This window comes from Bradyrhizobium sp. USDA 4472 (genome assembly GCF_054058595.1).
Window position 1 is genome coordinate 3,687,044 of the sequence record NZ_JBSSAM010000001.1, and the last position, 24,934, is coordinate 3,711,977.

23 protein-coding genes and 1 pseudogene are annotated in these 24,934 nt (G+C 64.8%); 3 read left to right on the forward strand and 21 right to left on the reverse strand.

All coding sequences use genetic code 11. The features are described from left to right. Position 1 precedes the first annotated feature (1 nt). Positions 2 to 559, forward strand: a complete 558-nt coding sequence (gene rsmD / locus ACVWZ4_RS17035; RefSeq protein WP_456737268.1) for a 16S rRNA (guanine(966)-N(2))-methyltransferase RsmD — start codon at positions 2 to 4, stop codon at positions 557 to 559. A 1-nt stretch (position 560) separates the two neighbouring features. On the opposite strand, the gene mutL is transcribed toward rsmD, so the two are convergent. The 8 genes and pseudogenes from mutL to ACVWZ4_RS17075 form a co-directional block, all read right to left on the reverse strand. Further along, entirely contained in the window at positions 561 to 2,375 is a 1,815-nt protein-coding gene (mutL, locus tag ACVWZ4_RS17040; protein WP_456740796.1) for a DNA mismatch repair endonuclease MutL, read from the reverse strand. Between the two features lie 108 nt (positions 2,376 to 2,483). Continuing rightward, entirely contained in the window at positions 2,484 to 2,900 is a 417-nt protein-coding gene (gene arfB, locus ACVWZ4_RS17045) for an alternative ribosome rescue aminoacyl-tRNA hydrolase ArfB (RefSeq protein ID WP_456699655.1), read from the reverse strand. A 115-nt stretch (positions 2,901 to 3,015) separates the two neighbouring features. Then, on the reverse strand, positions 3,016 to 4,389 hold the full coding sequence (locus ACVWZ4_RS17050) for a M16 family metallopeptidase (protein WP_456740797.1): 1,374 nt from the start codon (positions 4,387 to 4,389) through the stop codon (positions 3,016 to 3,018). After that, a complete protein-coding gene (locus tag ACVWZ4_RS17055) occupies positions 4,386 to 5,780 on the reverse strand; it encodes a M16 family metallopeptidase (protein WP_456699653.1) in 1,395 nt (464 codons plus the stop codon). The genes ACVWZ4_RS17050 and ACVWZ4_RS17055 overlap by 4 nt, the downstream gene beginning before the upstream one ends. A 191-nt stretch (positions 5,781 to 5,971) precedes the next feature. Beyond that, positions 5,972 to 6,698 (reverse strand): annotated as a pseudogene (locus ACVWZ4_RS17060) (hypothetical protein). Between the two features lie 126 nt (positions 6,699 to 6,824). Next, positions 6,825 to 7,319 (reverse strand): signal peptidase II, encoded by a 495-nt coding sequence (lspA, locus tag ACVWZ4_RS17065; RefSeq protein ID WP_456740798.1) that lies wholly within the window; start codon positions 7,317 to 7,319, stop codon positions 6,825 to 6,827. Between the two features lie 10 nt (positions 7,320 to 7,329). After that, positions 7,330 to 10,338, reverse strand: a complete 3,009-nt coding sequence (gene ileS / locus ACVWZ4_RS17070) for an isoleucine--tRNA ligase (RefSeq protein WP_456740799.1) — start codon at positions 10,336 to 10,338, stop codon at positions 7,330 to 7,332. A 207-nt stretch (positions 10,339 to 10,545) separates the two neighbouring features. Further along, the gene (locus ACVWZ4_RS17075; RefSeq protein WP_456740800.1) at positions 10,546 to 11,517 is read right to left on the reverse strand and encodes a bifunctional riboflavin kinase/FAD synthetase; all 972 of its coding nucleotides are present in this window, start codon (positions 11,515 to 11,517) and stop codon (positions 10,546 to 10,548) included. Positions 11,518 to 11,746: 229 nt separating this feature from the next. Between ACVWZ4_RS17075 and ACVWZ4_RS17080 the strand changes: the two genes are divergently transcribed. Next, entirely contained in the window at positions 11,747 to 12,142 is a 396-nt protein-coding gene (locus ACVWZ4_RS17080; protein WP_007596883.1) for a response regulator, read from the forward strand. Between the two features lie 83 nt (positions 12,143 to 12,225). Here the strand turns inward: ACVWZ4_RS17080 and ACVWZ4_RS17085 are convergent, their stop codons facing one another. The 9 genes from ACVWZ4_RS17085 to uvrC form a co-directional block, all read right to left on the reverse strand. Beyond that, positions 12,226 to 13,080 carry a TIGR01459 family HAD-type hydrolase gene (locus ACVWZ4_RS17085; protein WP_456699648.1) on the reverse strand — a complete coding sequence of 285 codons (855 nt, stop codon included), beginning with the start codon at positions 13,078 to 13,080 and terminating at the stop codon, positions 12,226 to 12,228. Between the two features lie 15 nt (positions 13,081 to 13,095). Then, positions 13,096 to 14,586 (reverse strand): EAL domain-containing protein, encoded by a 1,491-nt coding sequence (locus ACVWZ4_RS17090; RefSeq protein ID WP_456790273.1) that lies wholly within the window; start codon positions 14,584 to 14,586, stop codon positions 13,096 to 13,098. Positions 14,587 to 14,739: 153 nt separating this feature from the next. Beyond that, positions 14,740 to 15,873 carry a YihY/virulence factor BrkB family protein gene (locus tag ACVWZ4_RS17095; RefSeq protein ID WP_456737274.1) on the reverse strand — a complete coding sequence of 378 codons (1,134 nt, stop codon included), beginning with the start codon at positions 15,871 to 15,873 and terminating at the stop codon, positions 14,740 to 14,742. A 1-nt stretch (position 15,874) separates the two neighbouring features. Then, on the reverse strand, positions 15,875 to 16,462 hold the full coding sequence (locus tag ACVWZ4_RS17100) for a phage holin family protein (RefSeq protein ID WP_456699645.1): 588 nt from the start codon (positions 16,460 to 16,462) through the stop codon (positions 15,875 to 15,877). A 78-nt stretch (positions 16,463 to 16,540) separates the two neighbouring features. Then, positions 16,541 to 17,500 carry a 50S ribosomal protein L3 N(5)-glutamine methyltransferase gene (prmB, locus tag ACVWZ4_RS17105; RefSeq protein WP_456737275.1) on the reverse strand — a complete coding sequence of 320 codons (960 nt, stop codon included), beginning with the start codon at positions 17,498 to 17,500 and terminating at the stop codon, positions 16,541 to 16,543. Further along, positions 17,500 to 17,982, reverse strand: a complete 483-nt coding sequence (locus ACVWZ4_RS17110; protein WP_456737276.1) for a molybdenum cofactor biosynthesis protein MoaE — start codon at positions 17,980 to 17,982, stop codon at positions 17,500 to 17,502. The genes prmB and ACVWZ4_RS17110 overlap by 1 nt, the downstream gene beginning before the upstream one ends. A 3-nt stretch (positions 17,983 to 17,985) precedes the next feature. Continuing rightward, positions 17,986 to 18,237, reverse strand: a complete 252-nt coding sequence (moaD, locus tag ACVWZ4_RS17115) for a molybdopterin converting factor subunit 1 (protein WP_456737277.1) — start codon at positions 18,235 to 18,237, stop codon at positions 17,986 to 17,988. After that, a complete protein-coding gene (gene pgsA, locus ACVWZ4_RS17120; RefSeq protein ID WP_456699641.1) occupies positions 18,234 to 18,851 on the reverse strand; it encodes a CDP-diacylglycerol--glycerol-3-phosphate 3-phosphatidyltransferase in 618 nt (205 codons plus the stop codon). The genes moaD and pgsA overlap by 4 nt, the downstream gene beginning before the upstream one ends. A 94-nt stretch (positions 18,852 to 18,945) precedes the next feature. Then, complete coding sequence (uvrC, locus tag ACVWZ4_RS17125; protein ID WP_456740802.1) at positions 18,946 to 21,012, reverse strand: excinuclease ABC subunit UvrC; 2,067 nt, start codon at positions 21,010 to 21,012, stop codon at positions 18,946 to 18,948. A gap of 252 nt (positions 21,013 to 21,264) precedes the next feature. Between uvrC and ACVWZ4_RS17130 the strand changes: the two genes are divergently transcribed. Then, the gene (locus ACVWZ4_RS17130; protein WP_456699639.1) at positions 21,265 to 21,888 is read left to right on the forward strand and encodes an outer membrane protein; all 624 of its coding nucleotides are present in this window, start codon (positions 21,265 to 21,267) and stop codon (positions 21,886 to 21,888) included. 88 nt (positions 21,889 to 21,976) lie between these two features. Here ACVWZ4_RS17130 and ACVWZ4_RS17135 read toward each other — a convergent pair whose 3' ends face one another. The 4 genes from ACVWZ4_RS17135 to ACVWZ4_RS17150 all read right to left on the reverse strand — a co-directional run bounded on the left by ACVWZ4_RS17135 (position 21,977) and on the right by ACVWZ4_RS17150 (position 24,814). Next, positions 21,977 to 22,192, reverse strand: coding sequence for a cold-shock protein (locus tag ACVWZ4_RS17135; protein ID WP_027534220.1), 216 nt, complete (start codon positions 22,190 to 22,192; stop codon positions 21,977 to 21,979). 275 nt (positions 22,193 to 22,467) lie between these two features. Then, positions 22,468 to 23,328: a 23S rRNA (adenine(2030)-N(6))-methyltransferase RlmJ gene (locus ACVWZ4_RS17140; RefSeq protein ID WP_456740803.1), complete on the reverse strand. Its 861-nt coding sequence runs from the start codon at positions 23,326 to 23,328 to the stop codon at positions 22,468 to 22,470. A gap of 189 nt (positions 23,329 to 23,517) precedes the next feature. Beyond that, positions 23,518 to 24,231 carry a ribonuclease T2 family protein gene (locus ACVWZ4_RS17145; RefSeq protein WP_456740804.1) on the reverse strand — a complete coding sequence of 238 codons (714 nt, stop codon included), beginning with the start codon at positions 24,229 to 24,231 and terminating at the stop codon, positions 23,518 to 23,520. Between the two features lie 118 nt (positions 24,232 to 24,349). Beyond that, positions 24,350 to 24,814: a hypothetical protein gene (locus ACVWZ4_RS17150; protein ID WP_456740805.1), complete on the reverse strand. Its 465-nt coding sequence runs from the start codon at positions 24,812 to 24,814 to the stop codon at positions 24,350 to 24,352. Positions 24,815 to 24,934: the final 120 nt, after the last annotated feature.

Here is a 24,934-nt window from a genome sequence, read left to right on the forward strand (position 1 = left end):
CATGCGCGTGGTCGGCGGCCGTTTAAAGGGGCGCAATCTCGCCTCACCGTCGTCGCGCGACATCCGTCCCACGGCGGATCGCCTGCGCGAATCCGTGTTCAACATCCTCGTGCACGCCTATGACAACCCGATTGCGGACGCGCGCGTGCTCGATCTCTTCGCCGGCACTGGCGCGCTCGGCATCGAGGCGTCGTCACGCGGCGCGAAGTTCACGCTCTTCGTGGACAATGGGGCTGAGGCGCGCGCGCTGCTGCGTAACAATGTCGAGTCCCTCGGCCTCGGCGGTGTCACCAAGGTTTATCGCCGCGACGCGACCGATCTCGGTCCCGCACATCCCGTCGAGCCGTTCTCGCTGGTGTTTCTCGATCCACCCTACGGCAAGGGTTTTGCGGAGAAAGCGCTTGCGAGCTTGCGTGACGGCGGCTGGCTGACATCAGGCGCGCTGCTGGTGGTGGAAGAGGCCAAGGCCGCGCAGTTCGCGACGCCGGAAGGTTTTGAGGAGCTGGAGCGGCGGGCGTATGACGACACCGAGTTCGTGTTTTTGAAACGCAACGCGTAGTTCATCTCCGCCCGAACAGCTTTTCCACGTCGGCAAGCTTCAGCTCGACGTAAGTCGGCCGGCCGTGATTGCACTGGCCGGAGTTCGGCGTCTCCTCCATCTCGCGGAGCAGGGCGTTCATCTCCTCGGGCCGCAAGCGGCGGCCGGCGCGCACCGAGCCGTGGCAGGCCATGGTCGCGGCGACGTGCATCAAGCGACGCTCCAGCGGCAGAGCCTCATCCCATTCGGCCATATGTTCGGAGAGATCGCGCAGCAGCCCGCCGGCGTTGGTCTTGCCGAGCAGCGACGGCGTCTCGCGCACCGCGACCGCGCCGGGGCCGAAGGATTCGATCGCAAGGCCGAATGAAACGAGCTCGTCGCTGCGCTCAAGCAGGCGCTCCACCGTGGCCTCGTCCATCTCGACGATCTCGGGGATCAAGAGGATCTGTCGCTGCACGCCGTTCTCGGCGAGCGAAGCCTTGAGCCGCTCATAGACGATGCGTTCATGCGCGGCGTGCTGGTCGACGATGATCAGGCCGTCGCGAGTCTGCGACACGATATAGGTCTCGTGCAGCTGCGTACGCGCCGCGCCGAGCGGACGATCAACGAGATCGGTCACCGGCTGGGCTTCGAACCGCACGTCCGCGCTTGGTGCGCCTGCGTCGAACGCAGCCTGCGGGCGTTCTGCGAACGCAGGCGCGGCCGAGCCTTCGAATGACGGCATCGGCGCAACCGGCGCGGATGGCGAAGCCCGCCAGTCCCAGCTTGCCGGTCGCTGCGGCGTAAAGGCGGACCGGAACGACGACAATGCATTCTCGCCGCTGTTGGCGGCGGTGCGGCGTCCCTCGCGCGCGAGGCCTTCCTTCAGCCCGTGTACGATCAGCGCGCGCACAAGGCCGGCGTTGCGGAAGCGGACCTCGGTCTTGGCCGGATGCACATTGGCATCGACCTCGCGCGGATCGAGCGTGACGAACAGCGCCAGCACCGGATGCCGGTCGCGCGGCAGATAATCGGCATAGGCGCCCCGCACCGCCCCCAGGATCAGCTTGTCGCGGACGGGACGACCGTTGACGAAGAGATATTGCCCGAGCGCGTTGGCTTTGGTGAGCGCAGGTGCCGCGGCGTAGCCCGCGACGACGACACCCTCGCGCTCGGCATGGACTTCGAAGGCGTGGCTGCGGAACTCCGTGCCGAGAATGTCGCCGAGTCGCGTCAGGCGTCCCGCCGCGCCGGGCAGCGCCGCGGCCCAAGTCACGGGTGCGCGCTCTTCGCCCGCGAGCGTGAAGGCGACATCGGGCCGCGCCATCGCGAGACGCCGTACCACCTCGCGGATCGCCTCCGCCTCGGTGCGGTCGGTCTTCAGGAATTTCAGCCGCGCCGGCGTCGCATAGAAGAGATCGTTGACCTCCACGCGGGTGCCATGCGCGAGCGCGGCGGGCATGATCTCGGACTTCTCACCGCCCTCGACGGTAAGCGCCCAGGCATGCGGCTCGTTGGCATGCCGCGTGGTGATCGAGAGGCGCGCCACGGAGCCGATCGAGGGCAGCGCCTCGCCGCGGAAGCCGAGGGTACGGATCTGCAGAAGGTCCTCATCGTCGAGCTTGGAGGTGGCATGTCGCTCGACAGCGAGCGCCAGGTCCCTCCGGGTCATCCCGCTGCCGTCGTCGGTGATGCCAATCCGCCGCCGCCCGCCGGCATCGGTGAAGACGTCGATCCGGCTCGCGCCGGCATCGATGGCGTTCTCGACGAGTTCCTTGACCACGCTGGCCGGACGTTCGACCACCTCGCCGGCCGCGATGCGGTTGACGACCTGCTCTGGAAGCTGACGGACGGGCATGGAGCGACTCGAGGGGAGCGTTCGGGCGCTCAATTTAGCCCCGCCTGCGCGCAATTGCATGGGGCAAGTCCCGGATGCCCACATCCCGGTTGCTCCGGAACAGGCCCCTCAATCGTTCAAGCGACCGCCGCGTCCGGCCTTGACGTCGCTGCGACGCTTCTTGCCGTCCAGCCGGCGCTGTTTGGACGCGTAAGTCGGTCGCGTCGCGCGACGCGGTGTCGGCCGGATCATCGCCTCGGTCAGGATCGCAACGAGCCGGTCGACGGCGTCCTGCCGATTGCGCTCCTGGGTGCGGAAGCGCTGGGCGTGGATCACAATCACGCCGTCCTTGGTCATGCGCTGGCCGGCGACACGGGCGAGCCGGACCGCTGCATCTTCAGGGATGGTCAGCTTGCGCGTGTCGAAGCGCAACTGGGCAGAGGTGGAGACCTTGTTGACGTTCTGCCCGCCCGGGCCGGAGGCGCGGACAAAGCCGATCTCGATGTCGTCCTCGTCGATGACGAGATCGCGGGATATCCGCAGCATGATGGCACCATTGATGATCTCAGGACATATCGCGGAACGTCCATGTTCGGCAATGGTACTCTGGAAACGCAAATGGCCGGGCGAACCCGGCCATTTCAGGAAACGTGAGGTGACGTCAGTTCGACTTGGTAGCCGGTGCCGCGGCCGGCTGCGCGGCAGCCTGGGGCGCGCGGCCGACGACGACGGTCAGGAGGCCCTGGCTCCAGAGCCGCTTGGCGGCGGCCTTGGCGTCGTCGAGCGTCACCGCGTCGACAATGGCGTTGCGCTTCTCGATATAGTCGATCGGCAGCTTGTCCTGTTGATATTGCAGCAGCGCCTGTGCGAGCTTGGAGGAGGTATCCAACGCAAGCATCTGCGAGCCCTTGAGATAGGACTTGGCCTCGTCGAGCTCTTGCTGGGTCGGGCCCTCGTCGGCGATGCGACGCACTTCCTTCTCGATCGCGTCGATGGTGTCGCCGGCACGGTCCGCGCGGGTACCGGTGTTGCCGATGAAGACTGCCGAATGCTCCATCCAGAGCAGCGATTCGAACACGGAATAAGCAAGCCCGCGCTTCTCGCGGACCTCGCGATAGAGCCGCGAGGACAGGCCGCCGCCACCGAGGATGTGGTTGACGACATAGGCCGCCATGAAATTCGGATCGTCGCGCATCACGCCCGGTCCGCCGAAGGTGATGACGGTCTGCGGCACGTCGAGCGGCACGAAGGCGCGCTGCGGGGGCTTTGCGGCCTCGATGTCGGGGACCGGCACGAGATTGGCCTTGGCAGGCAAGGCACCAAACGTGTGATCGAGCAGCATGCCGAGCGTGGCCGGATCGACGTCGCCGACCACCGCTATCTTCAGCGTATCCTTGGCGAGGACGCGCCCGACATAATCCTTCATGTCGGCGACCGTGATCGTCGGCACGCTCTCGAGCGTCCCGTTGGTCTGCCGTCCATAGGGGTGATCGCCGAACGCCATCTCCAGGAATTTTTTGCTCGCAAGCGAGGTCGGGTTGGTGGTGTCGCGGCGCAGGCCCGAGATGACCTGCGAGCGGATGCGCTCGACGTCAACAGGGTCGAAATGCGGCGAGGTCAGTGAGGATCGCAACAGGTCGAAGGCTTCGTCCTTGTTGTCGCGCAGCATGCGCAAGCTGCCGCGGAAGGTGTCGCGGGTCGCGCTGAAGGAGAGCTCGATGGCACGGCGGTCGAGCCGCTCATGGAACGTCTTGGAATCGAGGTCGCCGGAGCCCTCGTCGAGAAGGTCGCCGACAAGATTGGCGACACCCGGCTTCTCCTTGGGATCCTGTGCGGAGCCACCCGCAAAGGAATATTCCATGGCGATCAGCGGCACGGTCGCGTCCTGGACGAACCACGCCTCGATGCCGCCGGGCGAGACCAGATGCTGGATCTTCGCAGCGGCCTGCGACGGCGAGATCGCGCCGAGAGCGAGTGCCGCACCGGTGACGAACGACAACACGAAATGGCGTGCGCGAAGGAAAGAATGGGTCACGAACGCTTCTCCTCGCGCTTGGCAGCGGTGCTGGTGTCCTTGATCAGATAGCCGGTCACCGAGCGCTTTTTCTCCAGCCATTTTTGCGCAGCTCCGCGGACCTGCTCGGCGGTGACGGCGCGAATGCGGTCGGGCCAGCTTCTGATATCCTCGATCGACAGGCCCGTGGTGAGTGCGCCGCCATACCAGCGCGCCAGCACGGCCTGGTTGTCCTGGGCGTAGATCGCTTCCGCAATCAGCTGGGTCTTGACCCGCTCGAGATCCTCGGCACGGATCGGATTCTGCGCAATATCGGCGATGACGCCATCGATCACTTGCTCGACCTCGGCAAAGCTGACACCCGACTTCGGCGAAGCCGAGATCGCGAACTGGGTCGGGTCGAGCGAGATGCTGGAATAGCTGGCGCTGGCGGAGACCGCGAGCGGCTTGTCGACGACGAGCGCGCGGTAGAGATAGGAGTTGCTGCCGCTCCCCATCAACTGCGCCAGGACGTCGAGCGCGGCACTCTCGCCGGCCGCGGCGGTGGTCGCCGAGGGCACCAGATAATAGCGGCGCAGGCTCGGCTGCTCGACGCGCGGGTCGGACAGCGTGACGGTGCGCGGCGCGACCGGTTCCGGCTCCTGCGGGCGGATGCGACGTGCAGGGATCGCCGGCTGCGACGGGATCGGGCCGAAATCGCGCTCGACCAGCGGGCGTACGTCGGCAGCCTCGACGTCGCCGGCGATTACCAGGATCGCGTTGTTCGGTGCGTAGAAGCGACGGTAGAAGGCGAGCGCGTCCTCGCGATTGAGCTTTTCGATCTCCTGATGCCAGCCGATCACCGGCCGGCCGTAGGGATGATTGAGATAGAGCGCGGCCATGATCTGTTCGTTGAGGCGCGCGTCGGGGCTGTTTGCGACGCGCATGTTGTACTCTTCGAGCACGACATCGCGTTCGGGCAGCACGTTCTCGTCCTTGAGGATCAGGCCGGTCATGCGATCGGCCTCAAACTCCATCATGGTCGGGAGCTGTTCTTTCGGGACGCGCTGGTAGTAGTCGGTGTAATCGACCGACGTCGAGGCATTCTCGTTGCCGCCGACGCGGAGCACGGTCTTGGAGAATTCGCCGATCGGATGTTTCTCGGTACCCTTGAACATGAGATGTTCGAGGAAGTGCGCGAGACCGGATTTGCCCGGCGTCTCGTCGGCCGAGCCCACCTTGTACCAGATCATCTCCGTGACAACGGGCGTGCGATGGTCCGGGATCACCACGACCTGGAGGCCGTTGCTGAGCGTGAAGCTGGCGGGCGGCGCGGACGTGACCGTCGTCTGGGCGAATGCGCTGCCGACCTCGAGGGCTGATGTCGAGAGGAGCGCGGCGAAGAGGCAGGCAATCGATCGGTGTGAGGACATCACGATCCTTGTGAAAGCCCGAACCCTCAAGTCCGGGCGTGAAAGCACGGCATGCTACACCGCGCGGCTTTGAGCTTCGGGTCACGAAGCAGAGAACGCCGTCGAGTTGTACTTAAGAATAAGTCATCTGCCGCATCCGGCCGACACCGGACGTTGCGGCGGTACACGCCTGCTTGCGACGGACAGGGAGCTTATTGCTCCTTTTCCTTCCCCGACATGACGTCGAAATAGGTCTTGCGTGTGGTATCTTCTCCGGAACCATAGGCATAGTTCGACGAAGGTGTCTGATATCCCGGCGGCGGCTCGACCAGCGATTGGCGCGGTGGCTCGCTGACGAACGGCTTGGACTCGGGCTTGCTACCCTTGAACATGTTCCACAGACCGCCGGTGTAACCGAGCTGGGCCGGGCTGAGTGTCGGGTTGGTGCCGTTGGTACCCGGCTGGACCGGGTCATTGCTGGCCTGCTGCGGGGCCGTCTTGTGGGCGTCCAACTCGGCTGGCGACAGCGGCCGCGCATCTTTCAGATATTGCGCGGCCTTGTTGCCCGCCTTCTTGCGCGCGGCGATGGCCTCCTTGCGGCGCTTCTCGTCGGGATCCTTCGGCCAGTTCGGTGCGTTCGCGGCGTCGGCACTGGCGGGCGGCGGCAGGTCGAGGCTCGGGTGGCACCACCAGCGGCGAGCGCTCGCGGTACTCGATGCCCTTCTTCTCCATGCCCTTGGCGCCGAGGCCCGACATCAAATTGTCGATGAGCTTCTCTTCGAAGGTCATGTCGTCGTCATCGTCATCGTCGCCGGCGCGGACCGGGCCCGCGGACATGACGAGACCAATGCCAAGTGCGACGGCTGACAATTTCAGCGCCAGCCAAAGTCCCCGCCGGGAGTCTCGACCCATCGAACCGCTGGTCTCGGAGCTGCGCATTCCTGTACCTGTTCCATATTGTGGCAGTCTTGAACCGTGCAAATGTTGGAGTAGCACGTCTTGTCGCGCCTCGCGCGACCGCCGCTCGCCAAGCAAGGTTCCGCCTCCGTTCCGTATCGACCGGGATCAGGGCGCTTTTGCGGCGGGTACCCCCAAGAAGGAATCATACAACAGGGCCGTCACACCAGCAACGATAGCCACGTCCGCGACGTTGAAGACGTACCAATCATAGGTATTTCCGGCGATTTCGATGTGGAACAGGGCGAAGTCGACCACCGCGCCGTAGGCCACGCGGTCGATGCCGTTGCCGATGGCGCCGCCGATGATCAGGCCCAGCGCGACCGTGGCGAGCCGGGTCTGCGACCGCGCCATCCAGATCGCCAGTGCAATCACCGCGACGACCTTCACTGCCATCAGTGCGATCTGTGCCGCATGGCTGTCGTTCTGCAGCCAGCCGAAGCTGATCCCGATATTCCAGGCCAGCACAAGGTCGAAGAAGGGGGTCACCTTCACCACGCCCTTGCGGGCGAGGTCGAAGCCGTTCAGCAGCCAGAGCTTCGAGGCCTGATCGGCCAGGAGGGTCAGCACGGCCGCGATGATGCCGGCGCGGAGCGGGGTCATGGCCGTTCGATCAGATGCTCGAGCCCAACGCTTTCCATTCGCGCAACGCCTGGGCATCGCGCGGAGTGACGTCGGGGTATTCAGCGTCCTCACCGACCATGGGCGAGATCTTCCAGGAGCGGGCGCATTTGGTGCCGACGGCCTTCTCCACTACGACCGCGACCCCCGGTACCCCGTCGAGACGGAACGCATCGGCCGGCGCCTCGCCCTCGCGCACCTCGTAATTCGAGGTGATGCAGATCTCGGCGAGATCGGTGTCGAACAACGTCGCCAGCACGTCGCGGTCGGCGACATAGATCACCGGCGAGGCCTCGAGCGAGGAGCCGATGTTCTTGGCGGCGCGTTCAAGCTCCAGCGCGCCGGTGACGACGCGGCGGACATTGCGGATGGTTTCCCATTTCGCGGCGAGGGTCTCGTCGCGTAGCTTATCGAGACCTTCCGGGAACAGCGTCAAATGCACCGACGCTTCCGCATCCGGCCTGTACATCCGCCAAGCTTCTTCCGCAGTGAAGCTCAGGACCGGCGCCAGCCATTTCAGGATTGAATTGCACAGCAGGTCGATCGTGGTCAGCGCCGCTTTGCGTGTCGCCGATGACGGTGGATCGCAATAGAGGGTGTCCTTGCGGATATCGAAGTAGAACGCCGAGAGTTCGCTGTTCATGAAGGCGGACAGCGTCGCGACCACGCTCTTGAAGTCGAACGTCTCGTAGGCCTTGCGGACAAGTTCGGCGCGAATGGCGAGTTCGTGCAGCATCAGCCGCTCGAGCTCGGGCATCGCGGCAGGCGCGACGGCCTCGGTCGGCTTGTAGTGATGAAGCGTGCCGAGCATCCAGCGCACGGTGTTGCGCAGCTTGCGGTAGGTCTCGACGGTGTTTTTCAGGATTTCGGGGCCGATGCGCTGGTCGTCGGTGTAGTCGCAGGACGCAACCCAAAGCCGCAGGATGTCGGCGCCGGATTCCTTGATGACGGACTGCGGTTCAATGGTGTTGCCGAGCGACTTCGACATCTTGCGGCCGTCCTCGGCCTGGGTGAAGCCGTGGGTCAGCACGATGTCGTAGGGCGCGCGGCCGCGCGTGCCGCAGCTCTCCAGCAACGAAGAGTGGAACCAGCCGCGATGCTGGTCCGAGCCTTCGAGATACATCACGGTATCGGTGCCGCCGTCGACCTTGCGTTTGATGCCGGCCAAGCCGGGAAATTGCACGGGGTCTTCGAGCACGAAGGCGTGGGTCGAGCCGGAATCGAACCAGACATCGAGAATGTCGTCGACCTTTTGCCAATCCTCGCCAGCACGCGGTCCAAGGAAGCGTTCGCGGGCACCTGTCGCATACCAGGCGTCCGCGCCTTCCTTCGCGAAGGCGTCGCCGATGCGGGTGTTGACGGCCTCATCCTGCAGGACCTCGGCCGAGCCGTCGCCCTTTTCGCGGACGAACACGGCGATCGGCACGCCCCAGGCGCGCTGGCGTGAGATCACCCAGTCGGGCCGGGCCTCGATCATGCCGTTGATGCGGTTCTCTCCCGACGGTGGCACCCACTGCGTCACCGAGATCGCGTGCAGTGCGCGGGCGCGCAGCGTGTCGCCGGACTTGGTCTTGCCGTTTGCGGCAATATCCTTGTCCATCGCGATGAACCATTGTGGCGTGTTGCGGAAGATCACCGGCTTCTTCGAGCGCCATGAGTGCGGATATTGGTGCTTGAGCCGGCCGCGCGCGAGCAACTTGCCGTTCTCCACGAGCGCCTTGATCACGGCCTCGTTGGCGTCGCCCTTCTCGCCCTTGTCGTTGATGACGCGCTTGCCCGTGAAGCCGGGTGCCTGGTCGGTATAGGCGCCGTTCTCGTCGACGGTATAGGGAATCGCGGTGTTGATGCCGCGGGCGTCGAGCTCCCGCGTATTCGCCATCCAGACGTCGAAGTCCTCACGGCCGTGACTGGGCGCGGTGTGCACGAAACCGGTGCCGGTGTCGTCGGTGACGTGGTCGCCGGACAGCAGCGGCACGATGAAGTCGTAGCCACCGGCGAGCCCCTTGAGCGGATGGGCGCATTCGATTGCGTCCATGGTGTCGCCTGGGATGTCGCGAACCTTCTCGAAAGCGGCCACGCGCGCCTGCTTGAACACCTCTTCAGCGAGCGCGTCGGCCAGGATCAGGAGATCGCCGGTCTTGGCCCAATTGTCCGCGGGCGCGTCGGTCACCTTGTAGAGGCCGTAGCCGATCTTCGGCGAGAACGAGATGGCGCGGTTGCCGGGCAGGGTCCAGGGTGTGGTGGTCCAGATCACGACGCTTGCTGTAGCGAGCGCGCCATGCGCGGGCGAGGTGACAGGGAATTTCACCCAGACCATGTCGGACGTGTAGTCCTCGTACTCGACTTCGGCCTCGGCGAGCGCAGTCTTTTCGATCACGCTCCACATCACCGGCTTGGACCCGCGATACAGCGTGCCGTTGGCCGCGAACTTCATCAGCTCGCGCGCGATCTGGGCTTCGGCCGGATAGTTCATGGTGGCGTAAGGATGAGCCCAGTCGCCGATCACGCCGAGACGCTTGAATTCCTCGCGCTGCACGTTGAGCCAGTGCGTGGCGTAGGCGCGGCACTCCTTCCGGAAATCGATCATCGCGGCGCTGTCGCGGAAGTCGGGCTTCTGCTTGCCCTTCTTGCGATAGTTCTCCTCCTCGACTTTCCATTCGATCGGCAGGCCGTGGCAGTCCCAGCCGGGCACATAGTTGGAATCGAAGCCGAGCATCTGCTGGCTCTTGGTGACGAGATCCTTGAGGATCTTGTTCAGCGCCGTGCCGATATGGATGTTGCCGTTGGCATAGGGCGGCCCGTCGTGCAGCACGAACTTGGCCCGGCCTTTCGCGCGGTCTCGCAGCTTTTCGTAGAGGCCGATCTCGTACCAGCGCTTGAGGATCTCCGGTTCGCGCTGGGGCAGGCCGGCACGCATCGGGAATTCGGTCTGCGGCAGGAACAGGGTCTTCGAATAGTCTTTGGCTTCGGACTTTGGGGACTTTTGCGGCTTTTCGGACATGAGGTTGACTGGCTCGGAATGGCGCGGGAACGGATGGCGATGCGGAATCGCGGGGTGAAACGACGAAATCCCGGTCTTGCGCCGAGCCTTGAGGCTCAGGCGGAAGCCGGGCTGCTAATCCCTATGATGCGCCGCGCAAACATGGGCTCTCCATAGCAGCCGAGCGGGGGAAGCGCAAAGGTCCGGCGGGCGGGCTTTGGGCCGCCCTTAATCGACGGTCCCGAGCCGCGGAAATGCGTCCGGGGCGGCCCCCAGCATCGCGCGGGCTCGGGCGGAATCGTCGTCCATCTGGCGGATCAGGGTGTCGATATCGTCGAACTTCAGCTCCTCGCGGATGAAGCCGATAAAGGCGCAGTCGAGAGCCTGCCCGTACAGGTCACCCCGGAAGTCGAACAGGAAGATTTCCAGCAGCGGCGCGCCGTTATCGAAGGTCGGGCGGCGACCGAAGCTCGCCACCCCGTTCAGGCGCTCAGGCCCGCGGCCGACCCGCACGGCGTAGATGCCGTGCTTCAGGCCGCAATTGGCATCGAGCCGGATGTTGGCGGTGGGATAGCCGAGGTCGCGGCCGCGTTTCTCGCCGTGGATGACCTCGCCGGTGATGAACCAGGGCGCGCCCAGCATGGTGGTGGCCTCGTCGACCTGCCCCTCGGCGAGCGCAATCCGGATGGCGCTGGAGGAGACCGGGCGCTCGTCGATGTCGACATGCGGCTGCACGTCGACCTCGATGCCGAGCCGGGGCGCGTCGTTGACCAGAAGGCTCGGTGAACCGACCCGTCCCTTGCCGAAATGGAAGTCGTATCCGACCGCAATCCCGCTGACGCCGAGACGTTCGATCAGGTCGTGGTGAATGAAATCCTGCGCGCTGGTCCCGGCGCGGGCCTTGTCGAAGGTCATGACCACGGCGCCGGCCAGTCCGGTCCCGGCCAGCAGCCGCAGCTTGGCCCGCTCGTCGGTCAGGCGAAATTGCGGGGTGTTGGGGCTGAAAAACCGGCGTGGATGCGGCTCGAAGGTCAGCGCCAGCGCAGGGCGGCCATGCGCCCGGCCCATTTCCAGGGCAGCGGTAATGACGGCCCGGTGGCCGAGATGGACCCCGTCGAAATTGCCCATGGCCACCACGGCCCCCTTGGGGATCGCGGATTCCGGCGTGGTATCGCGGATAACGGTAAATTGCGGGGCCATCAGGGGAATTCTCGAGCCGGCGGGACCGGCCGGGACCGTGGCTTGAGCCGGCCGATGAAGTCAAGCTGCAGAGGGCCGTCGCCTGGAACATGATTTCCGATCCGTCGCGGGCCGCCGCAGTTAACGCGCTGTTTAACGCCTTGGTGCTAGTGCTTGGGAGATGGAACTGAGGGCCCGGCCTGTCAGGTCCGATTTTGAATAGTCCTGGGTATGCGTTGGGGGAGTCGAGATGGCGGTTGATTTGTCGATGTCGGTTCTGGTGGTCGACGACTACAGCACCATGATCCGTATCATCAGGAATCTCCTGAAGCAGCTTGGCTTCGAGAATATCGACGATGCCAGCGACGGTTCGGCGGCGCTGAACAAGATGCGCGGCAAGAAGTACGGGCTCGTGATCTCCGATTGGAACATGGAGCCGATGACGGGTTACGACCTGCTGCGCGAAGTGCGGGCAGATCCCAACCTCGCCACCACGCCCTTCATCATGATCACGGCGGAATCCAAGACCGAGAACGTGATCGCGGCCAAGAAGGCCGGCGTGAACAACTACATCGTCAAGCCGTTCAACGCGGCGACGCTGAAGACCAAGATCGAGGCGGTTTTCCCTGATATGGCGAGCGCGTAAGCGCGCTTGACGCCATCAGCTGAATTTGAAAAGCCCGGGCTCGTCCCGGGCTTTTCCGCGCTGGAACGGTGACGGCCCGGCCGTTACCACTTCAATTCGCGCATCAGCGCCTTCGGCGGGTGGCCGAACAATTCCGTCACCGACTTCGGATCGAGCTGGTCGAGGCCCTCGAACTCCTCGGCATGAATGCCGCGCGTGACAAACAGGCAGTCGATGCCGAATTCGCGCGCGCCGGTCAGGTCGGTGCGGACGGAATCGCCGATCGCCAGCACTTTCTTGCGGTCGATCGGGTGCCCCTGGCGTTCGCCGGCGAGCGCCATCGCGCGTTCATAGATCGGCCGGTGGGGTTTGCCGTAGAAGATCACCTCGCCGCCGAGCTCGCGGTACAGCTCGGCAATCGCGCCGGCGCAATAGATCAGCCGGTCGCCGCGCTCCACCACGATGTCCGGGTTGGCGCAGACCAGTGTCAGCTGGCGCTCGCGGGCCTTCAGCATCATGCCGCGATAGTCTTCCGCAGTCTCGGTCTCGTCGTCATAGAGGCCGGTGCAGACGATGTAGTCGGCTTCTTCCAGTGGCGCAGTCGTCGCCCCGAGGCCGCGATAGATCGAGTTGTCGCGCTCGGGGCCGAGCCAGAACATCTTGCGGCCGGGATGCTCGGCGACATAGAGCCGCGTCAAATCGCCGGAGGAGACGATCGCGTCGTAGGTCTCGTCGGCGACGCCCAGCTTGCGCAATTGCCGCTGCACGGAGTCAGCCGGGCGCGGCGCATTGGTGATCAGGATCACCGTGCCGCCGCGGCTGCGATAGGTGTGCAGCGCCTCGCAGGCCTCCGGGAACGATTCCAGACCGTTATGGACGACGCCCCAGATGTCGCTGAGCACGACATCGACCCCGGCCACAAGCTCGCGCAGGCTCTGTGCGAAGTGCAGCGTGGTCATGATGCGCGCGGCCGATCAGATGCGGCGCGCGAGGGCTGCGTTGCCGGTGACGCGCGATGATGGCGGAGCGGCGGGCGTCGCAGCTGAAGCTGCGCTTGGGCTTGAAGTACCGGAGCCATTGGATCCCTGAATATCCTGCGCCTGGTTCGGCGCCGCTCCGCCGGTAGCAGATGCCCCCTCGGGCCGCAATGGCCGGGGTGGCGCGAACAGAAAGCCCTGGCCGAACCGCACGTCATAGTCGAGCAGATCGACCACTGCGCGCTCTCCCTCGATCCGCTCCGCGATCAAATCGATGCCGAAACGGCCGAGCAGGTCGGACAGGTCGGAGGGATGGATGTCCGAGCTCGAGGCTTGCCTGGGGTCAAGCAGGAGCGATGCCGGGACCTTGATGAAGCGCACGCCGCGATCGGCGAGCTCGCGCGGCTCGATCCTGAGGTCCGTGACATGGTCGATCGAAAAGCGGAAGCCGCGCTGCGCGAGGGCCGCGAGACTTTCGGTCTCGGCGGGGCCGAGGCCGCGGAAGGTCGCCTGCTTGAACTCCAGCACCAGCGACGGCGCCAGCGCCCGGTTGGCCTCGAGGAAATCCAGGCATTGCGCGAAGGTGGTGGAATTGCCGAGCGTCGAGGCCGCGACGTTGCAGAACACACCGACATCCTTGTTGCGCACCATCAGCCGGCGCAACACCTGGACACAGCGCAGCAACACCATGTTGTCGATGCGTCCGATCAGTCCGGAGGCTTCGGCGATGCTGATGAACTCTTCCGCCGCAATCAGCTGGTCGCGCTCGTCGCGGAGCCTGGTCACCGCCTCGTAGAAGCGGACCTTGCGCTGCGGCAGCGTCACCATCGGCTGGAGAAAGATGTCGATGCGGTTCTCGTCGATGGCGTTGCGCAGCGTCGCCAGCATCTGGGTCTGGTTACGGCCGTTGACGGTCTGAACGGCATTGGCTGGCCTGGTCTGGACCGCCGGCGGCGTCGGCCGGGGTGGCGGTGCCGCAAGCGGCGGAGGAGCGGCCGGCCGCTCCTCGAAGGGCGTGATCTGGTCGACGGGGGCTTCGCGCTCCAGCCGGGCGACCGGAGCGGGCGCGGGCGCCGGCGCTTGACCGGCCAGCATGTCCTCATGGGTCGATACCGTGGCGGCAAGCTGCCTGACCAGTCCACCGAGCTCGTTGATTTCGCCGATCACCGACTGGACACGATCGGAGTTGGTCGAATTGGACGAGGCGATGCGGCCTTCGATCGCGGCGAGCCGGCGCCCGAACTCGGCCACCTGGCGGGCAAGGTCGGCGGTGCCCCGCGACAGGTCGGCGATCTGCCCGCCGACGTCGCTGCGGTCGCGGAGCCGCATCGAGACTGCATTGTAGAGGATCAGGAAGGTCAGGGCAGTCAGCGCCACGATCGCGGATTCGGTTCCGTTGATGCCGGCGACCGAGTAGAGGACGAGCCCGAGCGAGGCTGCGACCAGAACCATGCAGAAGGCGATGAAGATCGTCGAAATACGAATCATGCCGCGCGCTACGCCTCAAGAGCTGATTGCCTCACCCGGGAAAACACGGGTCGCAATTCGCACCCGTCGCGCCTCATGCTCCCCCAAGCATGCATGACCTTAACATCATTGTTGATTCGAGGGGATAGCAGCCGCGGGCTCGCGTGGAGGTCGTCAGGACGGTGCGGCGGCGCCGACCGTGTCGGCCGAAACTGCCTCGCGGCTACCGAGAGGCCTGGGGCGTCCTGTGGTCGTGTCGCGCAGGGTCTGCCGTTCGATCTCCGAGTTCAGCTCGGCGCCGAACATGATCACGATCGCCGACATCCACATCCACGTCATCAAGCCGATCGCGGCGCCCAGCGAGCCGTAGGTGGCGCTGTAATTGGCGAAGGCCGAGAGATACCAGGACAGCAGCGCCGAGCCGGCGATCCAGAGCAGGGCGGCGGTCACGGCGCCGACACTCAGCCATTGCCAGCGCGGTTGGTCGCGGCTGGGTGCGAAGCGGTAGAGGATGGCAAGCGCCACCAGCAGGATGACGAGCAGCAGCGGCCAGCGGGCGAGCGCGACGATCAGCTTGCTCTCCGGCGCAAGGCCGAGATGATCGAGCGCAAGCGGGAAGGCGACGACGGCGGCCACCATCAGCAGCAGCGCGACGATGCCACCGACCGTGAAGCAGAGTGTAATCAGGTTGAGCTTGATGAAGCCGCGCTTCTCGCGCTCCTCATAAGCGACGTTGAGGGCGTCGAAGATCGCTTTAACCCCGGCATTGGCGCTCCAGATTGCGAGCGCAAGACCGAACAGGAAGGTGGCGCCAAGCGCCGTGTTGCCTTTCGATACGACGCGTCCGACCTGCTCCTGGACGATCTGGAAGGTGCCTTCGGGCAGCATCATCGCGAGCTTCTGGAGATTGTCAGTGATGGTCGCGGGATTGGCGAACAGGCCGTAGGATGAAACCAGTGCAGTCACGGCGGGAAAGATCGCGAGCAGCCCGAAGAAGACGACCCCACCGGCGGTCGCCAGCAGGCGATCGTCGCCGATGCGCTGATAGGTACGCCAGAAAATATCCTTCCAGCCCGCCCAGGGAATGGCGAACGGACTTTTCGACCGGCGCCCGTGCCCGGGCTGCGTCGCTGCGCCCGCCGGGCTCGTTTCAGGCGAATGTCCTTCGCTGTTGCGCTGGTCTTGAGGAGGCCGCGGCCGGATCAAGCCGGAATCCTGAAAGTAGCGTTCTGCGCTCAACACGAACACGGCTGTGGCGGCGACCAGGAGCCAGCTGTCGAGCTGCTGCTCGGTGTGCCGCGCACGCATGTCAGGCGTCCAATCCGTGGCGGGAGCGCCTTCGGCGCGCTGCCGTGACGCCCAACAGCCCGACGGCCGCGAGCATCAAGCCGAGTTGCACGGGGCGGTTGGCAAGAACTGTCGCAGTCCTGCCGTCCCGGCTGCGTTCTCCCGGCGCCAGCGGTACCAGAGGGATTGTCGTCGCGACCTCTTTCACGGCCTGCTTGACCGTTCCACGCGGGATCCGCGGCGTGGCGATCGCCACGCGCATCCGACTTGCAAGCGGCACGATCGGCTTGGTCCGGCGATGGATTTGAGCCATGGCCACTCCGGCACAGGCTGCGGCGAGCACCAGGAGCACCGCCGCCACGGCCCCAAAGCCCCAGAATTGTCCGTAACTGATAGCGATCCAGCGATACAGCGCGATCAGGCCGACAAAGAAGGTTGCGACCAAGAACAGCCCGGCCACCGCGAACAGCCCGGCCGCGACCGCGTAGGACGTGATCCGTCCAGTGGTCTGACTGGTGCGGTCACGCAGGTAAGATCGGGCCGCGCGCTTGAGATGGTTGATTTTCAGCGCCATACCGGCGCGCAGCAATTCGCCCGATGGCGCGAGCATGTGGACATCCTCCGACAGCGAAACATTCGTCGGGGGTGAACGTGGCGGAATTTGACTTGTTCCGGAGCGCTCGCTCGATCAGCCGAGATCGGCGGCCGCGATCCAGAATACCTCGCCCTCGGAATCTTCCGTGTCGAGCCAGAGCAGGGGCAGTTCCGGAAAGGCCTCGTCGACCAGCTCGCGGCCGCGGCCGATCTCGCAAAGCAGGCCGCCGTCCGGCGTCAGGTGATCGGGCGCGTCGCGCAGGATGCGCCTGATGACATCGAGACCGTCGGGGCCACCGTCGAAGGCAAGTCTGGGCTCGGCCCGGCATTCCGGCGGCAATGCCGCCATGCCTTCGGCGTCGACGTAAGGCGGGTTGGTGATGATCAGATCATATTTGTTGCCGCCGAGCGGCGCGAACAGATCACCGCGGTGCAGCGTGATCCGTTCATCCAGCCCATGTTCCCCGACATTGCGCGTGGCGACCTCGAGCGCCCCCTTGGAGACATCGACCGCGTCGACCTCGGCATTGGGGAAATGATACGCGGCGAGGATCGCGAGGCACCCTGAACCGGTGCAGAGATCGAGCACGCGCGCGACGGAGCTCGGATCGTCGATGAGCGAGCCGACCTCGCCGTCGCCGCCGAAATGGGAATCGAGCAGCTCGCCGATGAAGGAACGCGGAACGATGACGCGCTCGTCGACATAGAAAGGCAGGCCGCGCATGTAGATCTTGTTGACGAGATAGGCCGTCGGTTTGCGGGTGGTGATGCGCTGATGGACCAGATCGAGCAGGGCCCTGCCCTCCGCTACGGTGACGCGAGCTTGGGCAAAGCTCTCGAATTGCTCGGGATGCAGATGCAGCGCCTCGCAGACCAGGAAGATCGCCTCGGCGACCGGATCGGTCGTGCCATGGGCAAAGGCGAGTTTCGCTTCCACGAAACGGCTCACCGCATAGCGGACGAAATCGAGCAGCGAGACGAGCTCGCCGGGGCCGACCTTGGCGAGTTTGGGCGCGGCGCGGCCGCGCATGGGCTTCTTGGATGCTCTTGCCATCAGGATTTGGTCCAGCGTGCGGCGGCCTCGTCGTCACGCGCATGGGCCTCGACCCAGCCGGTGCCGGTGGCGCTCTCTTCCTTTTTCCAGAACGGGGCGCTGGTCTTGAGATAATCCATCAGGAACTCGGCCGCCTCGAATGCCGCCCGGCGGTGTTGCGAGGCGGTGAGCACCAGCACGATGTTCTGGCCGGGCACGAACCGCCCCACGCGATGGATGACGGTGACGCCGTTCAGCGGCCAGCGCGACAAGGCTTCGTCGACATGGCGCTTGATCTCTTCTTCCGCCATGCCGGGATAATGCTCGAGCGTGAGCGCGGCGATGTCAGAGCTATCCTCGTCGGCGCGGCAGATGCCGGAGAAGCTGACGACCGCGCCGATATCGGTGCGGCTATGGGTCAGGACCGCGATCTCGCGCGCGATGTCGAAATCGTCTTCCTGGATGCGGATGGCGACGGGGCAGCTGGCGACGGAAGAGGTCATGGCCTAGCCGCCGGTCATCGGCGGAAAGAATGCGATCTCGCGCGCGCCGGCGATGGCAGCGTCCGCCTTGACGTGGGCATGGTCGATCGCGGTGCGGATCACCTTCGGCTTCTCGAAGGCATAAGCGTAAGCCTCGCTCTGGCCCGACAGCCAGGTGATCAGCTCCGCGACGGTGCGCACCGTCGCGGGCGGCTCGATGGTCTCTTCGGCCTTGCCGACACGCTCGCGTACCCACGCGAAATACTTCACCTTCATCCTTCATCCTCCTTGATGAGGTGATGGATGCCGGCGCGGAAATAATCGTAGCCGGTGTACATGGTCAGGATTGCCGAGGCCCACAGCAGGATGAGGCCGATCAGCGAGACCACGGGGAGCACCTCGTCACCGGCGGGACCTGCGAGCAGGAAGCCGATGGCGACGAGCTGCACCGTCGTCTTCCACTTGGCGAGCTTGGTGACGGGCACGCTGACGCGGAGCGCCGCGAGGTATTCGCGCAGGCCCGAGACCAGGATCTCGCGGCAAAGGATCACGATGGCGGCCCATAGCGACCAGCCGTGGATGATGCCATCGGCCGCCAGCATCAGCAGGCAGGAGGCCACCAGCAGCTTGTCGGCTATCGGGTCGAGCATCCGGCCGAACGCCGATTGCTGATTCCAGATCCGCGCGTAATAGCCGTCGAGATAATCCGTCACCCCGGCGCCGATGAAGATGGCGACCGCGACCCAGCGCAGCCACAGCGGGTAGTCCATGATCGACTGCGCATAGATGCATCCGACCACGACCGGGATCGCGGCGATCCGGCCATAGGTCAGGATGTTCGGGAGGGACATCGCGCGGCTGGTCGTCCCTCGTGTCGTGGCGATGTTCATCCGTCCTACCAATACCGCTCAAGCCCGAAGGTCAACCGTCCGCGCCCAAATGGGGCACGGCATGCGACGACCATATGACTACGGCCCCTTTAGTTCACCCCGGCTGGGGATGGAAATAGTCGAATATCCTGCGGGCGCTTTCGGCGCTGACCCCAGGAACCTTGCCGAGATCGGCGATCGAGGCCCGTTCGATCTCCTTCAGGGTTCCGAAATGATGCAGCAAGGCACGTTTACGTGACGGGCCGATGCCCGCAATCTCCTGCAAGCCGGCCTCGCGGATGTCTTTCTTGCGCAACTTGCGGTGCGAGCCGATGACGAAGCGGTGGGCCTCGTCCCGCAGGCGCTGGATGAAATAGAGCACAGGGTCGCGCGGCTCCAGCTTGATCGCCTCGCGCTCGGGCATGAACAGGGTTTCGCGGCCGGCATCGCGGTCGGGACCCTTGGCGACCGACATCAGCGACACCTGGGTCAGCCCGAGATTTGCAAAGATCTCCCTGACGGCATTCAGTTGGCCGCGGCCGCCGTCGATGATCACGAGGTCGGGCCATTGCGGGAAATCGTCGTCCCTGGCCTTGTTGGCCGCGCCCTCGTCGGGCGGCTTGATCAGGCGCCTGAAGCGGCGCTCCAGCACCTCGCGCATCATGGCGAAGTCGTCGCCCGGCGTGATCCCTTCCGACTTGATGTTGAACTTGCGGTATTGGTTTTTGACGAACCCGTCGGGGCCGGCGACGATCATGGCACCCACCGCATTGGTGCCCTGGATGTGGCTGTTGTCGTAGACCTCGATGCGCTTGGGCGCGTGCGGCAGGCTCAGTGTCGTGGCGATGGCATCGAGCAGGCGGCTCTGGGTCGCGGTATCGGCGAGCTTGCGGCCAAGCGCTTCGCGCGCATTGGTCAGGGCGTGGGCGACGAGCTCTTTCTTCTCGCCGCGCTTGGGCGTGATGACCTCGACCTTGTGGCCCGCCTTGATCGCCAGCGCGTTGGCGAGAAGCTCCATCTCGTCGATCTCGTGCGAGAGCAGAATGGTCTTCGGCGGCGGCTTGTCGTCGTAGAACTGGGCGAGGAACGAGCCAAGCACCTCTTCCGGCGTATAGGTCTTCTCCGCGCGCGGGAAATAGGCGCGATTGCCCCAATTCTGTCCGGTGCGGAAGAAGAACACCTCGACGCAGGAGAAGCCGCCCTCCTGGTGGATGGCGAACACGTCGGCTTCCTCGACCGTCCGTGGATTGATGCCCTGCTGTGACTGGATCGCTGACAATGCCGCGAGGCGATCACGATAGAGCGCCGCGCGCTCGAATTCGAGCTCGCCGGAGGCCTTCTCCATCTCGCCGGCAAGCTCCTGCTTCACCGCATGGCTCTTGCCGGACAGGAAGTCGGTCGCCTCGCGCACCAGCGTCCCATAGCCTCCGAAGTCGATCTCGCGCGTGCAGGGGCCGGCGCAGCGGCGGATCTGGTGGAGCAGGCAGGGCCGGGTGCGGCTCTCGAAAAAGGAGTCCGTGCAGGAGCGGATCAGGAATGCGCGCTGCAAGGCCGTGATGGTGCGGTTGACGGCGCCGGCGGAGGCGAACGGGCCGAAATAGCGCCCGGCCCTGGTCTGCGCGCCGCGATGCTTCAAAATTTGCGGCGCCCAATGGTCGCCGGTGATCAGGATGTAGGGAAACGACTTGTCGTCGCGCAGCTGCACGTTGAAGCGCGGCCGCAGCTGCTTGATGAGGTTGGCTTCCAGCAGCAGCGCTTCGGTTTCGGTCGCGGTCGAGACGATCTCCACGGTCACCGTGGCCGCGATCATGCGCAGGATGCGCGCCGGTAGCGGCGCGCTCTGGCGCGCGTAGTTGGACAAGCGCTTTTTGACGTTCTTGGCCTTGCCGACATAGAGGACGTCGGCGTTCGCACTGAGCATGCGATAGACGCCGGGCGAGGTCGGCGCGAGCCGCACCGCGCGCTCGATCGCCTCATGACCCGTCGCCAGCGGCTCTTCGCCGATCGCGCCGCTCTCTTCCAGGATGTCAGGCAGCCGCGCATCGTCCTCGTCATCGCCGCCGGCGGTGGCGGGATCGAGGTCCGGGGGGGCCACCTCTTGGGCTGGGGCCTTGGTCGGAGCGGCCTGCTGCGAGGTGCGCGCGCGGGCGTCGTCCGGCTTGTCGGTGGAATCGTGAACCATGGAGCGAATTTAAGCGCTGGGGGGATCGATTTGAAGTTCCGGCCGGGCTGCCGCGCACAGGAAGGCGCGCAGTTCCCGGTAACGCTTCCTTAAGTCTGTTAACAGCGCGGTAACGGGTCTTAACAGGCCTTTAACTTAAAACTCTCGATAAATCCTACGCGAAAAAGTGGTGGTTCCGTAACCATGCAGCCTGGCTCCGTGCGGGCGGCGCGGGCCTCGCACCCGGTTACGGCAGTTGCGTTGGAGTGTGTGATGAAGGGGCTCATTGTGGGCGCAGCCGCATTGGTTGCAGCCGGCTGGACAGCTTCGGCCGCGGCCGCCGATCTCAGTTACGGGCAGCGTGCGCCCTATACCGTCAATCAGCCACTCAACGCATATAGCTGGGCCGGCCCGTATCTCGGCGCCAATCTCGGCTATGAATGGGGCTCGGTCGACAACAATCCCGCAAAGCCATCCGGATTCGTCGGCGGGGTGCAGGCCGGCTACAATTTCCAGAACGGCCCGTGGGTGTTTGGCGTCGAGGGCGACATCCAGGCCGCCGGTGCCGATGATACCTTCGCACCGTGGAAGTTTTCCAATCCCTGGTTCGGCACGCTGCGCGGACGCGCGGGCTATGCCTTCAGCAACGTGCTGGTCTACGGCACTGCCGGTCTCGCTTTCGGCGAGCTGCGCGCGCAGACCTTCGGCTGGACGGAGTCGCACACGACGGCCGGCTGGACTGCCGGGGTCGGCGCGGAAGTTGGCCTCGCGCCGAACTGGAGCGCGAAGCTCGAATATCTCTATGTCGATCTGTCGACCAGCCAGTTCGCAATTACAGGCGTGTCAAACGGCTACAGCGCCAGCATCGTGCGCGCAGGCGTCAACTATCACTTCTGATAGCGAAATAAGAAAATACCGGACCACAACCTCCCGGCCGCTTGCGGCCGGGACTTTTTTTTGCGCCAGCTTTGTTGGAGCAGGTGCCTTACGAAAGGATCACGAGATTGACCGCTTTCGGGCCCTTCCCCTTCTTGTCCGGTTCAACTTCGAACGTGATACGCTGTCCTTCGGCAAGGTCCTTCAGTCCCGCCCGCTCCACAGCAGTGATGTGAACGAAGACGTCGCGACCGCCGTCGTCCGGCTTGATAAAGCCGTAGCCGCGCTCGCCATTGAAGAACTTGACCGTTCCCGTATTGGCCATCGGGAAACTCCCCCTCATTGCTCCTCCGTCGCAAGCAGACACGCGTCGCGACATGACCGGGCATTACGAAGCCCGGGAGAGCTGGCCATCCTTGGGCAGACCCATCGGTCCGTCCGGATCTTTCTTAGGGCCTTCACTCCGCCGCAACCATTCGCGGAAGCGGAACGTAAAGCCAGTCACAGAAACAGCATAATACGGTTCTTTGCAGATTGACTACCGCTCCTGCATATTTTTCCCAAAGATCACGGTGCCTTACGTCGTGGGTACCTCCTAATTTACGCCTTGGGTACCTCTAATCGGAATCTGGCAGCTCCGCCTTGGCCGAGCGGCATTTCCAATTCGGGCAGAATCGTCTTGAGCTCGCTTTGCAGCGTGTACGGCGGATTGACGATCAGGAGCCCGGTCGAGGTGAGGGCGGCGCCGTCGGCCTGCGGCGCGACGCTGAATTCGAGGCGGAGACATTTCCCGGGAGTCTTTGCGGCAGCTGCGGTGCGAGCCACGAGTTGCGCCAGCGTGTCGGTGGCGCGCCGGCTCTTGGCGGGATACCAGATTACATAGATACCGGTCGGCCATTTCGCGAAGGCGGTGGAGAAGGCCTCGCCCAGCCGCTGGAACTCGTCTTTGGCCTCGAAGGGCGGATCGATCAGCACGAGCCCGCGCCGCTCCTTCGGCGGGACGAAAGCCGGCAGCGCCATCCAGCCGTCGAGATCGACCACGCGCGCCTGTTCGTCGCGCCGCAACGCGTCGATCAGCGTCTTGCGCGCCTTCGGCTCGAGCTCGCAGGCCACCAGCCGGTCCTGCGGCCGCATCAGCGCGCGCGCGATCAGCGGCGAGCCCGGGTAAGCCTTGAGCTCGCCCTTCGGGTTGAAGGCCCGGACGATGTCCGTGTACGGCTTGGTCAGCGCGACGCTCTCGTTCGAGAGGCGCGCCTGCATCAGTCGCGCGACGCCGGTCAGCCACTCGCCGCTGCGGCGCGCCTCGTCGCTGTCGAGATCATAGAGCCCGGCACCCGCATGGGTGTCGATGACGCGGAAGGCGGCTGGCTTGTCCTGCAGATAGGTCAGGATGCGTGCCAGCACGATGTGCTTGATGACGTCGGCAAAATTCCCGGCATGAAAGGCGTGGCGATAGTTCATGCAAGAGCACTACGCCACGCGGCGGCTTGAGCAAAGAGGCAAGCGCGAGTGTCCCGGACGCGTGGCAGCGTGCAACGCTGCTGCGCAGAGCCGGCTCCCAGGGGCTTGGGATTTCCCATGCAGCGCGGCCCGGCTCTGCAGCGCATCGTCGAAGAGAAACTGCGCTGCGTCGGGGCACGAATGCCTGATCTAACCGCCCCTGATCGGCGGCATCGTCACCTGGTCGCGGCGGCAGGAGCGGCGTTCGAGCTCCTCGCAGGCGCGGAACTGCAGGTCCTTGCTGAGGCAGATGCGGACTTCGGACAGCCGCGTCCGGTTGCAGGTGATCGAGATGGCCGCATTGCTCAAACCGGGATTGGCCTTGATGAAGGCTTCTTCCACCTCGCCAGGCGCCACCGTCTTGGCCTCCGACAGCTCGAGATATTCGGCCGGGATCTTGATCGCGGCGCGCGCCTTGCGAATGGTCTCGAAATAGGTGCGGTCGGTGAGCCCTGAGCAGGTGCCGTGCTTGTCCCATTCATTGAAGATCAATCCTGGCGCCGGCATCAAATCGAGCATCGAAGAGACGATGCTGCGGTTCAGCCGCGGCGACGGCCGCTGGCAATATTCCGGAAAGCCGCTCTCATATTGCGGCCAGAGCCCGTGAACCACGAAGGAATAAGGCCGTCCCTCGCACTGAATGTTGGAGCGCCCGCCGCCGCGGCCGCGCTCGGCCGCTTCCTCGCAGAAGGACGGCGACCACGACAGCGACAGCACGTAGAAGTCGAATTCACCGGGTGTGTTCTGTCGCTTGTCCTGCGCCTTTGCACCGTCGGCGAGCGAGATCAGCCCGGCGGCAAGGGTCAGGGGGAGGGTCAGCGAAATCACGAGACGGAAGAACGAATGCAATCTAAAATGAAACATGGTGACGCCCCTCAACTAGACTGTGCAGAAGCCTAGCAGGCAACGAGAACATTTCAAGAACAAAATTCCGGCGCCGGATGATCCCGTGGCTCGATGAGCCCGAATCAGGGCCTTCGGCTCAGGGCTTGGCTGCGCGGCAGGACGGGTTGTACGCCCAGTTGCGGTCGAGCCCGACCACGCACCATTCGACGCCCTGACCATATCCGGCAAAGCCGCCATCCTCGATGATCGAGAAGTGCACCCTGCGCACCTTGCCGTCAGTCAGCATGGCCTCGCCGGTGCAGAAGCGGCGCGGAATGTTGTCCGAAGCCCAGGGCCGGAAAGCGGTCTCGTGAACGTTGGCGAAGCCCGTGATTTGCAAGGGCGAATTCCAGAACGAGCTTTCCTTCTCCCAGAACTGGCTCGAGATCGTCGGCAGCGCCTTGTCGCATTCGGCGACATTGCCGTCATAGCGCGGCCCGCTCAGCCAGAAATTCAGCTCCAGCGGATTGGCGGCCTTGGCCTCGGTGAGCGACAGCGCCCCGAACACGAGGCCGAGAACGGCGGCAAAGCGAAGCGATTTCGGGGAGGTCGAGGCGCGCATGGGCAATCCAGACAGCATGATCTGCGAAGGTCAGACGGTGCCGCGAAGGGCGGGGGAGGTCAAGTGCAGCGCGGCAACACTCGGGCAGGAGTTGATCACAACGTCGCATTCGACAGGCCT

Excerpts from the sequence above, each read along its gene's own strand:
- ACVWZ4_RS17075 (WP_456740800.1), bottom strand. The coding sequence starts at position 11,517 with ATGGCCCCGCAATTTACCGTTATCCGCGATACCACGCCGGAATCCGCG.
- ACVWZ4_RS17100 (WP_456699645.1), bottom strand. The coding sequence starts at position 16,462 with ATGCTCGCGCCATCGGGCGAATTGCTGCGCGCCGGTATGGCGCTGAAA.
- uvrC (WP_456740802.1), bottom strand. The coding sequence starts at position 21,012 with ATGGTTCACGATTCCACCGACAAGCCGGACGACGCCCGCGCGCGCACC.
- ileS (WP_456740799.1), bottom strand. The coding sequence starts at position 10,338 with ATGTCCGAAAAGCCGCAAAAGTCCCCAAAGTCCGAAGCCAAAGACTAT.
- ACVWZ4_RS17095 (WP_456737274.1), bottom strand. The coding sequence starts at position 15,873 with ATGCGTGCGCGGCACACCGAGCAGCAGCTCGACAGCTGGCTCCTGGTC.
- ACVWZ4_RS17140 (WP_456740803.1), bottom strand. The coding sequence starts at position 23,328 with ATGAACTATCGCCACGCCTTTCATGCCGGGAATTTTGCCGACGTCATC.
- ACVWZ4_RS17150 (WP_456740805.1), bottom strand. The coding sequence starts at position 24,814 with ATGCGCGCCTCGACCTCCCCGAAATCGCTTCGCTTTGCCGCCGTTCTC.
- lspA (WP_456740798.1), bottom strand. The coding sequence starts at position 7,319 with ATGACCCCGCTCCGCGCCGGCATCATCGCGGCCGTGCTGACCCTCCTG.
- ACVWZ4_RS17110 (WP_456737276.1), bottom strand. The coding sequence starts at position 17,982 with ATGACCTCTTCCGTCGCCAGCTGCCCCGTCGCCATCCGCATCCAGGAA.
- ACVWZ4_RS17130 (WP_456699639.1), top strand. The coding sequence starts at position 21,265 with ATGAAGGGGCTCATTGTGGGCGCAGCCGCATTGGTTGCAGCCGGCTGG.
- rsmD (WP_456737268.1), top strand. The coding sequence starts at position 2 with ATGCGCGTGGTCGGCGGCCGTTTAAAGGGGCGCAATCTCGCCTCACCG.
- ACVWZ4_RS17085 (WP_456699648.1), bottom strand. The coding sequence starts at position 13,080 with ATGACCACGCTGCACTTCGCACAGAGCCTGCGCGAGCTTGTGGCCGGG.
- ACVWZ4_RS17055 (WP_456699653.1), bottom strand. The coding sequence starts at position 5,780 with ATGTCCTCACACCGATCGATTGCCTGCCTCTTCGCCGCGCTCCTCTCG.
- ACVWZ4_RS17135 (WP_027534220.1), bottom strand. The coding sequence starts at position 22,192 with ATGGCCAATACGGGAACGGTCAAGTTCTTCAATGGCGAGCGCGGCTAC.
- mutL (WP_456740796.1), bottom strand. The coding sequence starts at position 2,375 with ATGCCCGTCCGTCAGCTTCCAGAGCAGGTCGTCAACCGCATCGCGGCC.
- arfB (WP_456699655.1), bottom strand. The coding sequence starts at position 2,900 with ATGCTGCGGATATCCCGCGATCTCGTCATCGACGAGGACGACATCGAG.
- prmB (WP_456737275.1), bottom strand. The coding sequence starts at position 17,500 with ATGGCAAGAGCATCCAAGAAGCCCATGCGCGGCCGCGCCGCGCCCAAA.
- ACVWZ4_RS17145 (WP_456740804.1), bottom strand. The coding sequence starts at position 24,231 with ATGTTTCATTTTAGATTGCATTCGTTCTTCCGTCTCGTGATTTCGCTG.
- ACVWZ4_RS17090 (WP_456790273.1), bottom strand. The coding sequence starts at position 14,586 with ATGATTCGTATTTCGACGATCTTCATCGCCTTCTGCATGGTTCTGGTC.
- ACVWZ4_RS17080 (WP_007596883.1), top strand. The coding sequence starts at position 11,747 with ATGGCGGTTGATTTGTCGATGTCGGTTCTGGTGGTCGACGACTACAGC.
- moaD (WP_456737277.1), bottom strand. The coding sequence starts at position 18,237 with ATGAAGGTGAAGTATTTCGCGTGGGTACGCGAGCGTGTCGGCAAGGCC.
- pgsA (WP_456699641.1), bottom strand. The coding sequence starts at position 18,851 with ATGAACATCGCCACGACACGAGGGACGACCAGCCGCGCGATGTCCCTC.